Below are 14,179 nucleotides of genomic sequence, written 5' to 3'. Positions count from 1 at the left end.
CCCCGATACCGACGTTACTGACCAGTACACGCAAGGGGACGAAACATGCGACTCGGCATCAATCTCGGCTACTGGGGCGCGGGCATGGACGCCGACAACCTCGCCGTCGCCCAGGAGGCCGACCGGCTCGGCTACGACGTCTGCTGGGCCGCCGAGGCGTACGGCTCGGACGCGCCCACCGTGCTCGCCTGGGTCGCCGCCCAGACCGAGCGCATCGACGTGGGCTCGGCCATCCTGCAGATCCCGGCCCGCCAGCCCGCCATGACGGCCATGACCGCCGCCACCCTCGACTCGCTCTCCGGCGGCCGCTTCCGCCTGGGCCTGGGCGTCTCCGGCCCGCAGGTCTCCGAGGGCTGGTACGGCGTGAAGTTCGACAAGCCGCTCGCCCGCACCCGCGAGTACGTCGAGATCGTCCGCAAGGCCATGAGCCGCGAGCGCCTGACCCACGACGGCGAGCACTGGACCCTGCCGCTGCCCGGCGGCCCGGGCAAGCCGCTGAAGCTGACCGTGCACCCCACCCGGCCGCACATCCCGCTCTACATCGCCGCCATCGGCCCCAAGAACCTGGAGCAGACCGGCGAGATCGCCGACGGCGCGCTGCTGATCTTCCCGGCCGCCGAGCACCTCGAGGCGACCGCGCTCACCCACATCCGCGCGGGCCGCGAGAAGGCCGGCCTGACGATGGACGGCTTCGACGTCTGCCCGACCGTGCCGCTGGCGCTGGGCGACGACGTGGGCGCGCTCGCCGACATGTTCCGCCCGTACACCGCGCTGTACGTCGGCGGCATGGGCAGCCGCAAGCAGAACTTCTACAACCAGCTCGCCTGCCGCATGGGCTACGAGAAGGAAGCCGCCGAGATCCAGGACAAGTACCTCGCCGGCGACAAGCAGGGCGCGGCGGCCGCGGTCCCGCACTCGCTGATCGACTCCACCACCCTGCTGGGTTCCGTGGAGCGGATCGCCGACGGGATGAAGGCCTACGCCGCGGCCGGGGTCACCACCCTCACGCTCGCCCCGGCCGGGTTCACCCTGGACGAGCGCCTCGCCGCCCTGCGGGCCGGCACCGAGGCCCTGGAACTGGCCGGCCTCGCGTAGGGGGTGTCCGGCGGATCAGGGGCGGACACCCCCTGACCGCCCCGGGCACGTCTGCGGCCGTGGTGGGGGCTCGGGGGTCTTCCCCGCCACGGCCGGCACAGTCAACAACGCGCGCGGCACCCGCCGGGTTACGCGCCCGCGCGCACGCCTTCGCGTCCCGCATACGGCCGAGTCGTACGACTCATCGGGTTGCCGCCCTCCTCGATCCGGATTTGAGTGAGTGCGTACGACGTCCGGAGGTGGCCCATGCTCTCTGCCCGCAGCCTGTTCCAGGAGATCGTCGACAACGACGACGCCTTCCAGCTGTTCTGCTCCATCGCCGCCAGCGGCGAGACCCAGGGCGGCTGGGAGAACGCCCGGATCGCCGCCCTGGTCCCGGACAGCATGCGCGACATGGCACCGAAGATCGCCCGGCACGGCGCCGACGAGGACAAGCACGGCCGGATCTTCAACGCCCTGCTGCGCAGGCGCGGCCTGCCGCCCGTACCCGTGCCGCCCGAGACCGACTACACGATGCTGCTGGAGCGGCGCGGCATCGGCCTGCCGCACGCCAAGCTGCGCCGTGGCGACCCGCTGACAGAGCGGGACATCGTGGTCTACCTCGCCCACAGCCGCGTCACCGAGCAGCGCGCCGCCGACCAGATGGACATGCTGGTCACGCACTTCGGGGAGCACCCCGAGCTCGGCAGGGCCATCCGCCTGATCAGCAAGGACGAGGACAACCACCTCGCCTACTGCCACGAGGAGTTGCTGCGCCTGAACCGGGCGGGCCACGGCCGCACCATCGCCGCGGTGCTGCGCGAGAGCGCACTCGCCGAGATCGCCATCCACCGGGACGTGAGCTTGGCGGTCATGGCCCACATGGGCCGGCTGCTGCACTGGCCGAGGGCCAAGTCGGCGGCGCTGGCCACCGGGATCCGCGGCATGTACGCGTACGAGCGCCTCGCCGGCTGGCACCGGATGGTGAGCCTGGAGATGCCCGAGCGGCGCGACGCCCTGGGCGGGCCGGCGACCACCGCGCCCGAGTTCGCCTGAGGCCGCCGGAGCCGTCGTCGACCGCGGGCGGACACCGGGCCCCGGCCGGCTACAGCCAGCCGCGGCGCTTGAACATCCGGTGCAGGCCCAGGCACGCCACGACCATCAGCAGCACCACGACCGGGTAGCCCCAGGGCCGGCGCAGCTCCCACATGTGGTCGAAGTTCATGCCGTAGATCCCCGCCACCATCGTCGGCACGGCCGCCATCGCCGCCCACGCCGAGATCTTGCGCATGTCGTCGTTCTGCCGCACGCCCATCTGCGCCAGATGCGCCGCCAGCGCGTCCGACAGCAGCCGGTCCAGGCCCTCGATGTACTCGTTCGCCTTCGTCAGGTGGTCGGCGACGTCCCGGAAGAACGGCCGCGCATGATCGTCCACGAACGGCAGCGACCCGAACGCGAGCCGGTTCATCGGCACCAGCAGCGGGCTGGTCGCCCGGCGGAACTCCAGCACCTGCCGCTTGAAGCCGTAGATCCGCGACGCGACGCTCTTGCTGTCGGTGGCGTTCGGCGCGAACACCTCCGCCTCCAGCTCCTCCAGGTCCGCCTGGAGCTCGGCCGCCACCTCGATGTAGTGGTCCACCACCGCGTCGGACACCGCGTACAGCACCGCCGTCGGACCGTGCCGCAGCACCTCCGGCTCCCGCTCCAGCCGACTGCGTACGGCGGCCAGCGCGCCGCCCTCGCCGTGCCGGACGGTGACCACGAACGAGTCGCCGATGAAGACCATCAGCTCGCCGGTGGACACCGTGTCCAGGTCGTCGTCGTACACGACCGGCTTCAGGACGACGAACATCGAGTCGTCGTAGACCTCCAGCTTCGGCCGCTGGTGCGCGGTCAGCGCGTCCTCGACGGCCAGCGGGTGCAGCCCGAACTCCTCGCTGACGTGCTCGAATTCCTTCTCCGTCGGCTCGTGCATGCCGACCCACAGGAAGGCGTCACCGCTCGCCCGTGCCTCGTCGAGGGCGTCGGAGAAGTCCTCCGGCCCCTGCGTGCGCCGGCCGTCCTTGTACATCGCGCAGTCCACCATCACGCGGGGCATTCTTCCCTGCCCGGCCCCCGCCCGTACACCGCCGCGGCCGCGGCCCCCGCCGCGCGGGGCCCTGGCCTACGCTGGGCGCCATGGCCACGCTGATCCTCGTACGACACGGGCGGTCCACCGCCAACACCGCGGGACTCCTCGCCGGGTGGACGCCCGGCGTCACCCTGGACGAGCGCGGGGCCGAGCAGGCCGCCGCGCTCCCGGGACGGCTCGCCGGGCTGCCGCTGGCCGCCGCCGTCACCAGCCCGCTCGAACGCTGCCGGCAGACCCTCGAACCGCTGCTGGCGGCCCGGCCCGGGCTGGCGGTGCACACCGAGGAGCGGATCGGCGAGTGCCACTACGGCGACTGGTCGGGCCGCAAGCTCTCCGAACTCGCCGACGAACCCCTGATGAAGATCGTCCAGCAGCACCCGTCCGGGGCCGTGTTCCCCGGCGGCGAGTCCATGCGCGCCATGCAGGCGCGCGCCGTGGACGCCGTACACGAGTGGAACGCGCGGATCGCGCGCGAGCACGGCGACGACGCCGTCTACCTGATGTGCTCGCACGGCGACATCATCAAGTCCCTTGTCGCGGACGCCCTCGGCATGCACCTGGACCTCTTCCAGCGCATCCACGTCGACCCCTGCTCCGTCACCGCCATCCGCTACAGCCCCACCCGCCCCTTCCTGCTGCGCCTGGGTGACACGGGAGACTTCGCCACCCTCGCCCCGCCCCGGGCCGACACCGCCGCCGCGGCGGACAAAGCCACCGAAGACGGCGGCAACGCGGTCGTGGGCGGCGGCGCGGGCGCGGCGTGATCCAAGGGCGCAGTAGGGTGGACTGACCGACCCGCGTGCGCAGCCCCGCCCCTGCCGCCGAGACTTGGAGACTGGACGTGCCCCGTCAGGTGTTCCTCTACGACCCGCCGGACCGCTTCGTGGCCGGTACGGTCGGTCTGCCTGGTCGGCGTACGTTCTTCCTCCAGGCCTCCTCCGGCCCCCGGGTCACCAGCGTGTCGCTGGAGAAGACCCAGGTGGCGGCCCTCGCCGAGCGGATGGAGGAGCTCCTCGACGAGGTCGTCCGGCGCACCGGCGGCAACGCCCCGGTGCCCGCCGTCGCCCCCGCCGAGGCCGCCGACACCGCCCCGCTGGACGTACCCGTCGACGAGGAGTTCCGGGTCGGCACCATGGCGCTGGCCTGGGACGGCGAGGAACAGCGCATGATCGTCGAGGCGCAGGCGCTCGTCGAGCTCGACGCGGACTCCGCGGAGGACCTCGCCGAGGCCGAGGAACGCCTGCTCCAGGACGAGGAGAACGGCCCGCCGATGCTGCGGGTCCGCCTGACCGGGGCGCAGGCCCGCGCCTTCGCCAAGCGCGCCCTGGACGTCGTCAACGCCGGCCGGCCGCCGTGCCCGCTGTGCAGCCTGCCCCTGGACCCGGAAGGACATGTGTGTCCGCGCCAGAACGGTTACCGGCGTCAGGTGTGACCGCCGTGACCTCCACCTCCATCGAGGAGCTCCTCGCCCAGGGCGAGCTCACCGTCCGCGGCCGGATCCGCGAGGCCTCCAACGCCGTCCTGTTGTGCACCGCCACCCTCGACGGCGCCGCCGTGGAGTGCGTGTACAAGCCGGTCAAGGGCGAGCGGCCGCTGTGGGACTTCCCCGACGGTACCCTCGCGCAGCGCGAGCGCGCCGCCTACCTGGTCTCCGAGGCCACCGGCTGGGGCCTGGTGCCCGCCACCGTGCTGCGCGACGGCCCGTACGGCGAGGGCATGGTCCAGCACTGGATCACCTCCGACGAGGAGGAGCCGGAGCAGTCCCTCCTCGCGCTCGTCGAGGGCGAGGATGCGGGGGAGGGGTGGCGGCCGGTCGCCTTCGCCGAGGTCGGCGAGGGCCGCACCGCGCTGCTGGTGCACGCCGACGACGAGCGGCTGCGCCGGCTCGCCGTCCTCGACGCCGTGATCAACAACGGTGACCGCAAGGGCGGCCACCTGCTGCCCGCGCCCGGCGGCCGGCTCTACGGCATCGACCACGGCGTCACCTTCCACGCCGAGGACAAGCTGCGGACCCTGCTGTGGGGCTGGGCGGGGGAGCCGCTGACCGACGAGGCCCGCGAGGTGCTGGGCCGGCTGGCCGGACAGCTGGCCGAGGGCGGGCCGCTGGCCACCCGGCTGGCCGAACTGATCACACCGGCCGAGCTCGACGCCCTGCGGGACCGGGTGGCCGTACTCCTGCGCACCGGAGTGCACCCGCAGCCCTCCGGACAGTGGCCGGCGATCCCCTGGCCACCCGTCTGAGCTGCGGCGGGGCCCCCTGCACACGGCCGGACGGATCGCAAGAGCGCCGATCAGGACAACAGTGCTGGTCCGGTTCGTTTACGGAACATCCGTCCGGTTAGGCTCGACACATGCATGCCTGGCCCGCTTCTGAGGTCCCCGCCCTGCCCGGCAAGGGCCGCGACCTCCAGATCCACGACACCGCGACCGGCGGTCTGGTCACCCTCGACCCCGGTCCCGTCGCCCGTATCTACGTCTGCGGCATCACCCCGTACGACGCGACCCACATGGGTCACGCGGCGACCTACAACGCGTTCGACCTCGTGCAGCGCGTGTGGCTCGACACCAAGCGGCAGGTCCACTACGTCCAGAACGTCACGGACGTCGACGATCCGCTCCTGGAGCGGGCGCTGCGGGACGGCCACGACTGGACCGAGCTCGCCGAACGCGAGACCACCCTCTTCCGCGAGGACATGACCGCCCTGCGGATGCTGCCGCCGCGGCACTACATCGGCGCCGTCGAGGCCATACCCGGCATCGTGCCGCTGGTCGAGCGGCTGCGCGACGCGGGTGCGGCGTACGAGCTGGACGGCGACGTCTACTTCTCGGTGGAGTCCGACGCGCACTTCGGCGCGGTCTCCGGGCTGGACGCCGACGCGATGCGGCTGCTGTCCGCCGAGCGGGGCGGCGACCCGGACCGTCCGGGCAAGAAGAACCCGCTCGACCCGATGCTGTGGATGGCCGCGCGGCCGGGCGAGCCGAGCTGGGACGGCGCCTCGCTGGGCCGGGGCCGGCCGGGCTGGCACATCGAGTGCGTGGCGATCGCCCTGGACCACCTGGGCATGGGCTTCGACATCCAGGGCGGCGGCTCCGACCTGGCCTTCCCGCACCACGAGATGGGCGCCTCGCACGCCCAGGTGCTGACGGGCGAGTTCCCGATGGCCAAGGCCTACGTGCACGCCGGCATGGTGGCCCTGCACGGCGAGAAGATGTCGAAGTCCAAGGGCAACCTGGTCTTCGTCTCGGCGCTGCGCCGCTCGGGCGTGGACCCGGTCGCGATCCGCCTCGCGCTGCTCTCGCACCACTACCGCGCGGACTGGGAGTGGACCGACGAGGTCCTCGCCCAGGCGGTCGCCCGCCTCGACCGCTGGCGCGCGGCGGTGTCCCGTCCGGACGGCCCGTCCGCGGACGCGCTGGTCGAGGAGGTCCGTACGGCCCTGGCCCACGACCTGGACGCCCCGGCCGCCCTGGCGGCGGTGGACCGCTGGGCCGACCGCCAGATCTCCGAGGGCGGCTCGGACGAGTCGGCCCCGGGCCTGGTCTCCCGCACGGTGGACGCCCTCCTGGGCGTCGCGCTCTAGCGGCTACGGGGCCCGGGTTCCTGAACGCCTGAACGCCAGAACGCCGGTGGGGCCGCACGCGTCGCGTGCGGCCCCACCGGCGTTCCCGTGCACCCCGCGGACGCGGCTAGGCGTCCGGGTTCGACGGGTCGTCCTCCGCCGCCGACGGGCCCTCCTCGGGCCTCGGCCGGGGCTGGGCCGCCCGGCCGCCGCCGCTGGCGGGGTCGCGGAAGTACGAGCCGTCCGGCGCGCCCGGCTCCGGGGCCGGGTCCCGGCGCCGCAGGTACCGCTCGAACTCGCGGGCGATGGCCTCGCCCGACGCCTCCGGCAGGTCCGCGGTGTCCCGGGCCTCCTCCAGCGTCTGCACGTACTCGGCCACCTCGCTGTCCTCCGCGGCCAGTTGGTCCACGCCCAGCTGCCACGCCCGGGCGTCCTCGGGGAGTTCGCCCAGCGGGATCCGCATGTCGATCAGATCCTCCAGCCGGTTCAGCAGCGCCAGCGTCGCCTTCGGGTTCGGCGGCTGCGACACGTAGTGCGGCACCGCCGCCCACAGCGAGACCGCCGGCACGCCCGCGTGCGTGCACGCCTCCTGGAGGATGCCGACGATGCCCGTCGGCCCCTCGTAGCGGGTCTCCTCCAGGTCCAGCCGCTGCGCCAGGTCCGGGTCCGAGGTCACCCCGCTCACCGGCACCGGGCGCGTGTGCGGCGTATCGCCCAGCAGCGCGCCCAGGACGACGACCATCTCCACGCCCAGCTCGTGGGCGAAGCCCAGGATCTCGTTGCAGAACGACCGCCACCGCATGGACGGTTCGATCCCCCGCACCAGCACCAGATCGCGCGGCTTCGCACCGCCCACGCGGACCACCGACAGCCGCGTCGTCGGCCAGGTGATCTTGCGTACCCCGTTGTCCAGCCACACCGTGGGCCGGTTGACCTGGAAGTCGTAGTAGTCCTCGGCGTCCAGCGCCGCGAAGACCTCGCCCTTCCACTCGCGGTCCAGGTGCGCGACCGCACCGGACGCGGCGTCACCCGCGTCGTTCCAGCCCTCGAACGCGGCCACCATGACCGGGTCGATCAGCTCGGGCACGCCCTCAAGCTCGATCACCCAGGTCTCCTTCCGAAGTTCCCTTGCGTACGTGGGTCAGCCTAAGCCTTGATACGACCGGTCCCACAGACCGCGACAGGGGGCGGTCCCGTTCCCGGAACCGCCCCCTGCCCATGGATCACACGTGCTATGCCTTACGGCCCAGCATGTCCTCCACACGGCTGCGCACGGCGTCGTCGTCGAGGCCGCGGATCGTCACCGTGGTGCGGCGGCGCAGCACGTCGTCGACCGTCCGGGCCCACTCGTAGTCACGGGCGTACGCGACCTGCGCCCAGATCTCGGGGCCGTCCTCGTGGATCCGCTCGCCGAGCGAGGGGTCCTCGTTGACGAGGCGGGCGATGTCGAAGGCCAGCGAGCCGTAGTGCGAGGCCAGGTGGCGCGCGGTCAGCGGGTCCATCCGCATGCCCGGCTCACGGTCCACCAGCAGCCGGTGCGCGACCGCGTTGGGGTTGGCGACACCGGGCAGCGGGACGCGGCGCACCAGCGACTTCACCGGCTCCATGTCGTCGGTCAGCGGGCTGCCGGGGAGCTTGGCCAGCTTGTCCATGACCACACGGCCGATGTGACGGTACGTCGTCCACTTGCCGCCGGCCACCGACAGCATGCCGGCGCGGCCCTCGGTGACGACCGTCTCGCGCTTGGCCTGGGCCACGTTGCCGGGGCCGCCGGGCAGCACCCGCAGGCCGGCGAAGGCGTAGGTCATCAGGGAGCGGTCGAGGTCGGTGTCCTTGATGGAGAACGCGGCCTCGTCCAGGATCTGCTGGATGTCGGCCTCGGTGGCCCTGACGTCCGCCGGGTCGCCCTCGTACTGCGTGTCGGTCGTACCGAGCAGCAGCTGGTCCTCCCACGGGAGGGCGAAGGTGATGCGGTACTTGTCGATCGGGGTGGCCATGGCGGCCTTCCAGGGCGACTTGCGCTTCATCACGATGTGCGCGCCCTTGGAGAGGCGGATCGACGGCATCGAGTGCTTGTCCTCCATGCGCCGCAGGTGGTCCACCCACGGGCCGGTGGCGTTCAGCACGACGCGCGCGTCGATGCCGAACTCGGTGCCGTCCAGGCGGTCCTTGAGCTCGGCGCCCGAGACCCGGCCGTGCGTCATGCGCAGGCCGGTGACCTCGGCGTGGTTGAGGACGACCGCGCCCGACTCGACGGCCGCGCGGACCGTCATGACGGCCACGCGGGAGTCGTTCATCTGGTGGTCGTAGTAGACCGCGACGGCCTTGAGGTTGTCGGTCTTCAGACCGGGGTTGTCGGCGACGGCACGGGCCGGGGATATGACCTTGCCCATGCCGTCGCCGAAGGCCGAGAGGGCGGAGTAGGCGAAGACGCCCGCGCCCAGCTTGGCCGCACCGACCGGTCCGCCCTTGTAGACCGGCAGGTAGAAGGTGAGCGGGTTGACCAGGTGCGGGGCCACGTCCTTGGCCAGCACCCGGCGCTCGTGGTGGTTCTCGGCGACCAGCTTGACCGCGCCGGTCTGCAGGTAGCGCAGGCCGCCGTGGACCAGCTTCGAGGAGGCCGAGGAGGTGGCGCCGGCGAAGTCGCCGGCGTCCACCATGGCGACCCGCAGACCCGACTGGGCGGCGTGCCAGGCCACCGAGGTGCCCAGGATGCCGCCGCCGATGACCAGGAGGTCGTACGTGGCCTTCGCCAGCTGCTCGCGGGTCTCGGCCCGGCTCGCGTTCAGGCCGGCGGTCGGGTGCGTGCCCAGGGCGGGAACGCTCTGCAGGCTGCTCATATCTCTTAGCTCCTCGTCGCTTGCGTCAGCTGGTGCGGTCAGCTGGCGTCGTCGTCGACCCAGCCCATGGTCCGCTCAACGGCCTTGAGCCAGCTCTTGTACTCGCGCTCCCGCTGGTCGGCCGGCATCCGCGGGGTCCACTCCGCGGCCCGGCGCCAGTTGGCGCGCAGCGCGTCGGTGTCGGGCCAGAAGCCGACGGCCAGGCCGGCGGCGTAGGCGGCACCGAGGCAGGTGGTCTCGGCGACCATCGGACGGACCACGGGGGCGTCCAGGAAGTCCGAGAGGGTCTGCATCAGCAGGTTGTTGGAGGTCATGCCGCCGTCGACCTTCAGGGCCGCGAGCTCGACGCCCGAGTCCTTGGTCATGGCGTCGGTGATCTCACGGGTCTGCCAGGCGGTGGCCTCCAGGACGGCACGGGCGATGTGCGCCTTGGTGACGTACCGGGTGAGGCCGGCGATCACACCGCGGGCGTCGGAGCGCCAGTACGGGGCGAACAGGCCGGAGAAGGCGGGCACGAAGTACGCGCCGCCGTTGTCCTCGACGGAGGAGGCCAGGGTCTCGATCTCGGCCGCGGACTTGATCAGGCCCATCTGGTCGCGCATCCACTGGACGAGCGAGCCGGTGACGGCGATGGAGCCCTCCAGGGCGTAGACCGGCTTCTGGTCGCCGATCTGGTAGCCGACCGTGGTCAGCAGGCCGCTGTAGGAGTTGATGACCTTGTCGCCGGTGTTCATCAGCATGAACGTGCCGGTGCCGTAGGTGGACTTGGCCTCGCCCTCGGCGAAGCAGGTCTGGCCGAAGAGGGCGGCCTGCTGGTCACCGAGCGCGGAGGCGACCGGGACCCCGGCGAGGACGCCGTCCTTGACCTCGCCGTAGACCTCGGCGGAGGAGCGGATCTCGGGCAGGACGTTGACCGGGACGTCCATGGACTCCGCGATCTTCGGGTCCCAGGCCAGGGTGTGCAGGTTCATCAGCATGGTGCGCGAGGCGTTGGTGACGTCCGTGACGTGCACACCGCCGTTCACGCCGCCGGTGAGGTTCCAGATGACCCACGAGTCCATGGTGCCGAAGAGGATGTCGCCGGCCTCGGCGCGCGCCCGCAGGCCCTCGACGTTGTCGAGCAGCCAGCGGACCTTCGGGCCCGCGAAGTACGACGCGAGCGGCAGGCCGGTCTCGCGGCGGAAGCGGTCCTGGCCGACGTTGCGGCCGAGCTCCTTGCACAGGGCGTCGGTACGGGTGTCCTGCCACACCAGCGCGTTGTGCACCGGCTCACCGGTGTTCTTGTCCCACAGGACGGTGGTCTCGCGCTGGTTGGTGATGCCGACGGCCTTGACGTCGGCCGCGGTGATCTCGGCCTTGGCGATGGCGCCGGCGACGACCTCCTGGACGTTGGTCCAGATCTCGGTGGCGTCGTGCTCGACCCAGCCCGGCTTCGGGAAGATCTGCTCGTGCTCCTTCTGGTCGACGGCGACGATGCGGCCGTCGCGGTCGAACACGATGCAGCGGGAGGAGGTGGTGCCCTGGTCGATCGCGGCGATGAACGGGCCGGTGCTGCTGGTCATGATGGCTGCTCCTGGGAGGTCCGGGGTCCGGTGGGCGAACGGCTTAGACGAACGCGAGGTTGTAGATACCCGCGGCGAGGGCTCCGCCGATCAGCGGGCCGACGACGGGGATCCAGGCGTAGCCCCAGTCGGAGCCGCCCTTGTTCGGCAGCGGCAGCAGCGCGTGCACGATACGCGGACCGAGGTCGCGCGCCGGGTTGATGGCGTAGCCGGTCGGACCACCGAGGGAGAGGCCGATGCTGACCACGGTGAAGGCGACGATCAGGCCGCCGAGGAGGCCCAGGCCCTTGCCGCTGTCGTTGAGGCCGTAGGCGAGCACCGCGAGCACGAGCACCAGGGTGCCGATGATCTCGGTGGCGAGGTTCTGCCACACGTTGCGGATCTCGGGGCCGGTGGAGAAGACACCGAGCACCGGGCCGGCGTTCGGCTCCGTCTTCTGGTCGACCAGCCCCGCGTGCTCGGACTTGGTGGCCACGATCTCCGGGTCGGTGAGGTGCGCCTTGAACTGGCCGTAGTAGGCCACCCAGGCCAGTGCGGCACCGATCATGGCGCCGAGCATCTGGCCGGCGATGTAGACCGGAACGTTGCTCCAGTCGCCGTCCTTGATCGCGATGCCGACGGTGACGGCGGGGTTGAGGTGGGCGCCGGAGAGGGTGCCGGTCATGTAGACGGCGGTCATGACCGCGAAGCCCCACCCGAAGGTGATCGCCAGCCAGCCCGCGTTCTGCGCCTTCGAGCGCTTGAGCACGACGGCGGCGACGACGCCGGCGCCGAGAAGGATGAGTACGGCGGTACCGATGGTCTCGCCGATGAAGATGTCGGAGCTGGACACCCGCGACTCCTTTGTCCTACGTCCAGGGGGTGAGCGGAAACACCGGGTCCCTTCCAGTGCACCGCGCACTCGGTGAGTGCTTTTTCGGCCCTGGCTTGTCACACCCTAGCGCGTATTGCCGGTAGGTGTTCGACAATGCCGACCGATGAACGGCAGTTTTTCGCCCAGGTGAAGACTGCGTCAAGAGCCGGTCGAGCCGGATTGCCGGATCGTTACCACTAGGTACGATCGACCAAATCCAGCCATCCTGTAGTCAGGAACGGGCCTCAAGAACGCACAAAGCGGCTCCGAAGGAGCCGCTGAGTGACAAAAAGAGCCGCTGAGTGACAAGGGGAAGGTCAGAACCGGCCCGCGCCGAGATCGCGTGAAACCGCCCGTGCGCAGTCCCGTACGGACGCCACCAGGGTCGCCCGGGGCTCGCCCCGGTCCCCGCAGACGCGCTCCACGGCGCCGGCGACGGCGACCGCGCCGACCGGCATCCTGCGCCGGTCGTGGATGGGCGCCGCCACCGAGGCGATGCCGTCCCAGGTCTCCTCGACGTCCGCGGCCCAGCCGCGGGCCCGCGTCAGGTCCAGGATGCCCTCGAAGCCGGTCAGGTCCGTGACGGTCCGCGGGGTGAAGGCCGCGCGCTCGCCCTCGACGACCTCACTGTGCGCGACCGGGTCGAAGGCCGAGAGCACCTTGCCCAGGGCGGTGGAGTGCAGCGGCTGCATGGCCCCCACCTCCAGCACCTGACGGCTGTCGTCCGGCCGGAACACGTGGTGCATGATCAGCACCCCCTGCTGGTGCAGGACGCCCACGTACACGCTCTCGCCGCTGGCCCGGGCCAGGTCGTCGGTCCACACCAGCGCGCGGGCGCGCAGCTCGTGCACGTCCAGATAGCTGTTGCCCAGGCGCAGCAGCTCCGCGCCGAGCTGGTACCGCCCCGAGACCGGGTCCTGCTCCACGAAGCCCTCGGCCTGGAGGGTCCGCAGGATGCCGTGCGCGGTTCCCTTCGCCAGGCCCAGGGAGGAGGCCACGTCGGAGAGGCCCAGCCGGCGCTCACCGCCGGCCAGCAGTCGCAGCATCGCAGCAGCTCTCTCGAGCGACTGGATGTTCCGTGCCATCGACAGCCTCCTGTGAAGCCTGCTCATACAAATCGGGTTCGACAATGCCGAACTCTATCGGTCCATGCCGACTTCGTGCATGGTGGGGAAAGTCTGTCAAGACCACGCCGATCCGGCCACCCCCCGAGCACAGGATGCCGTCCGGCCCGTGGGACGCCCTCACCGGGCCGCAGCCTGCGCGGTTACCCTGACCGCGTACGTCCTTGGAGAAGGGCGTAAAGCCGACAGCCGTCGCACACCAGGGAGCTCAACCATGGCCTCGTCGCCGAACCCGCCCGCTGACACCCAGACCCGGGCCGATGCCCTCCGGCAGGCACTCGCCACCCGCGTGGTGGTCGCCGACGGAGCCATGGGAACGATGCTCCAGGCGCAGGACCCCACGCTGGAGGACTTCCAGCAGCTCGAGGGCTGCAACGAGATCCTCAACGTCACCCGTCCCGACATCGTCCGCTCGGTGCACGAGGCCTACTTCGGGGCCGGCGTGGACTGCGTGGAGACCAACACCTTCGGCACCAACTACGCCGCGCTCGCCGAGTACGAGATCGTCGAACGCAACTTCGAGCTGGCCGAGGCCGGGGCGCGGATCGCCCGGGAGGTCGCCGACCGGTTCACCGCCGAGACCGGGCAGCAGCGCTGGGTGCTCGGCTCCATGGGCCCGGGCACCAAGCTGCCCACGCTGGGGCACGTCGACTACGCGACGATCCGTGACGCCTACCAGATCAACGCCGAGGGCCTGCTCGCCGGCGGCGCCGACGCCCTGCTCGTGGAGACCACCCAGGACCTCCTCCAGACCAAGTCCTCCATCATCGGCGCCCGCCGCGCCATGGACGCCCTGGGCGTCAGCGTCCCGCTGATCTGCTCGGTCACCGTCGAGACCACCGGCACCATGCTGCTCGGCTCCGAGATCGGCGCGGCCCTCACCGCGCTGGAGCCGCTGGGCATCGACATGATCGGCCTGAACTGCGCCACCGGCCCCGCCGAGATGAGCGAGCACCTGCGGTATCTGGCGCGCAACGCCCGGATCCCGCTGTCCTGCATGCCGAACGCCGGCCTGCCGGTCCTGACCAAGGACGG

13 protein-coding genes are annotated in these 14,179 nt (G+C 71.6%); 7 read left to right on the top strand and 6 right to left on the bottom strand.

Annotation, left to right across the window (positions count from 1 at the left end; genetic code table 11):
• Positions 1 to 45: 45 nt before the first annotated feature.
• Together ACIPXB_RS34220 and ACIPXB_RS34215 are read left to right on the top strand one after the other, a co-directional pair.
• Complete coding sequence (locus ACIPXB_RS34220) at positions 46 to 1,095, top strand: LLM class F420-dependent oxidoreductase (RefSeq protein WP_401456406.1); 1,050 nt, start codon at positions 46 to 48, stop codon at positions 1,093 to 1,095.
• 246 nt (positions 1,096 to 1,341) lie between these two features.
• Entirely contained in the window at positions 1,342 to 2,130 is a 789-nt protein-coding gene (locus tag ACIPXB_RS34215; protein WP_401456404.1) for a ferritin-like domain-containing protein, read from the top strand.
• A 49-nt stretch (positions 2,131 to 2,179) separates the two neighbouring features.
• Here ACIPXB_RS34215 and corA read toward each other — a convergent pair whose 3' ends face one another.
• The gene (gene corA / locus ACIPXB_RS34210) at positions 2,180 to 3,172 is read right to left on the bottom strand and encodes a magnesium/cobalt transporter CorA (protein ID WP_401456403.1); all 993 of its coding nucleotides are present in this window, start codon (positions 3,170 to 3,172) and stop codon (positions 2,180 to 2,182) included.
• 80 nt (positions 3,173 to 3,252) lie between these two features.
• Between corA and ACIPXB_RS34205 the strand changes: the two genes are divergently transcribed.
• From ACIPXB_RS34205 to mshC, 4 genes are all read left to right on the top strand, one after another.
• Positions 3,253 to 3,969: a histidine phosphatase family protein gene (locus ACIPXB_RS34205; protein ID WP_401456401.1), complete on the top strand. Its 717-nt coding sequence runs from the start codon at positions 3,253 to 3,255 to the stop codon at positions 3,967 to 3,969.
• Between the two features lie 77 nt (positions 3,970 to 4,046).
• A complete protein-coding gene (locus tag ACIPXB_RS34200) occupies positions 4,047 to 4,637 on the top strand; it encodes a DUF3090 domain-containing protein (RefSeq protein ID WP_401456399.1) in 591 nt (196 codons plus the stop codon).
• Positions 4,601 to 5,446 (top strand): SCO1664 family protein, encoded by an 846-nt coding sequence (locus ACIPXB_RS34195; protein WP_401456398.1) that lies wholly within the window; start codon positions 4,601 to 4,603, stop codon positions 5,444 to 5,446. Before ACIPXB_RS34200 ends, ACIPXB_RS34195 begins: the two co-directional genes overlap by 37 nt.
• A gap of 110 nt (positions 5,447 to 5,556) precedes the next feature.
• A complete protein-coding gene (gene mshC / locus ACIPXB_RS34190) occupies positions 5,557 to 6,786 on the top strand; it encodes a cysteine--1-D-myo-inosityl 2-amino-2-deoxy-alpha-D-glucopyranoside ligase (RefSeq protein ID WP_401456397.1) in 1,230 nt (409 codons plus the stop codon).
• A gap of 106 nt (positions 6,787 to 6,892) precedes the next feature.
• Here mshC and ACIPXB_RS34185 read toward each other — a convergent pair whose 3' ends face one another.
• From ACIPXB_RS34185 to ACIPXB_RS34165, 5 genes are all read right to left on the bottom strand, one after another.
• A complete protein-coding gene (locus ACIPXB_RS34185) occupies positions 6,893 to 7,870 on the bottom strand; it encodes a PAC2 family protein (protein WP_401456394.1) in 978 nt (325 codons plus the stop codon).
• 127 nt (positions 7,871 to 7,997) lie between these two features.
• Positions 7,998 to 9,605: an FAD-dependent oxidoreductase gene (locus ACIPXB_RS34180; RefSeq protein WP_401456391.1), complete on the bottom strand. Its 1,608-nt coding sequence runs from the start codon at positions 9,603 to 9,605 to the stop codon at positions 7,998 to 8,000.
• A 38-nt stretch (positions 9,606 to 9,643) separates the two neighbouring features.
• A complete protein-coding gene (gene glpK, locus ACIPXB_RS34175) occupies positions 9,644 to 11,167 on the bottom strand; it encodes a glycerol kinase GlpK (protein ID WP_401456388.1) in 1,524 nt (507 codons plus the stop codon).
• Positions 11,168 to 11,210: 43 nt separating this feature from the next.
• Positions 11,211 to 11,999: an MIP/aquaporin family protein gene (locus ACIPXB_RS34170; RefSeq protein ID WP_401456386.1), complete on the bottom strand. Its 789-nt coding sequence runs from the start codon at positions 11,997 to 11,999 to the stop codon at positions 11,211 to 11,213.
• Between the two features lie 338 nt (positions 12,000 to 12,337).
• Positions 12,338 to 13,105 carry an IclR family transcriptional regulator gene (locus ACIPXB_RS34165; protein ID WP_401456384.1) on the bottom strand — a complete coding sequence of 256 codons (768 nt, stop codon included), beginning with the start codon at positions 13,103 to 13,105 and terminating at the stop codon, positions 12,338 to 12,340.
• A 253-nt stretch (positions 13,106 to 13,358) separates the two neighbouring features.
• Between ACIPXB_RS34165 and ACIPXB_RS34160 the strand changes: the two genes are divergently transcribed.
• Positions 13,359 to 14,179 (top strand): homocysteine S-methyltransferase family protein (locus ACIPXB_RS34160; protein WP_401456381.1); only part of this gene is annotated, 821 nt, incomplete at its 3' end.

It is taken from the genome of Streptomyces sp. NPDC090022 (genome assembly GCF_044748145.1).
GTDB lineage: Bacteria > Actinomycetota > Actinomycetes > Streptomycetales > Streptomycetaceae > Streptomyces.
Note: the sequence above shows the minus strand (reverse complement) of the source record. Positions and strands in the feature narration are given on the sequence as shown.

Coding starts and splice junctions, on each gene's coding strand:
- ACIPXB_RS34220 (WP_401456406.1), top strand. CDS start 46: ATGCGACTCGGCATCAATCTCGGCTACTGGGGCGCGGGCATGGACGCC.
- ACIPXB_RS34215 (WP_401456404.1), top strand. CDS start 1,342: ATGCTCTCTGCCCGCAGCCTGTTCCAGGAGATCGTCGACAACGACGAC.
- corA (WP_401456403.1), bottom strand. CDS start 3,172: ATGCCCCGCGTGATGGTGGACTGCGCGATGTACAAGGACGGCCGGCGC.
- ACIPXB_RS34205 (WP_401456401.1), top strand. CDS start 3,253: ATGGCCACGCTGATCCTCGTACGACACGGGCGGTCCACCGCCAACACC.
- mshC (WP_401456397.1), top strand. CDS start 5,557: ATGCATGCCTGGCCCGCTTCTGAGGTCCCCGCCCTGCCCGGCAAGGGC.
- ACIPXB_RS34180 (WP_401456391.1), bottom strand. CDS start 9,605: ATGAGCAGCCTGCAGAGCGTTCCCGCCCTGGGCACGCACCCGACCGCC.
- glpK (WP_401456388.1), bottom strand. CDS start 11,167: ATGACCAGCAGCACCGGCCCGTTCATCGCCGCGATCGACCAGGGCACC.
- ACIPXB_RS34165 (WP_401456384.1), bottom strand. CDS start 13,105: ATGGCACGGAACATCCAGTCGCTCGAGAGAGCTGCTGCGATGCTGCGA.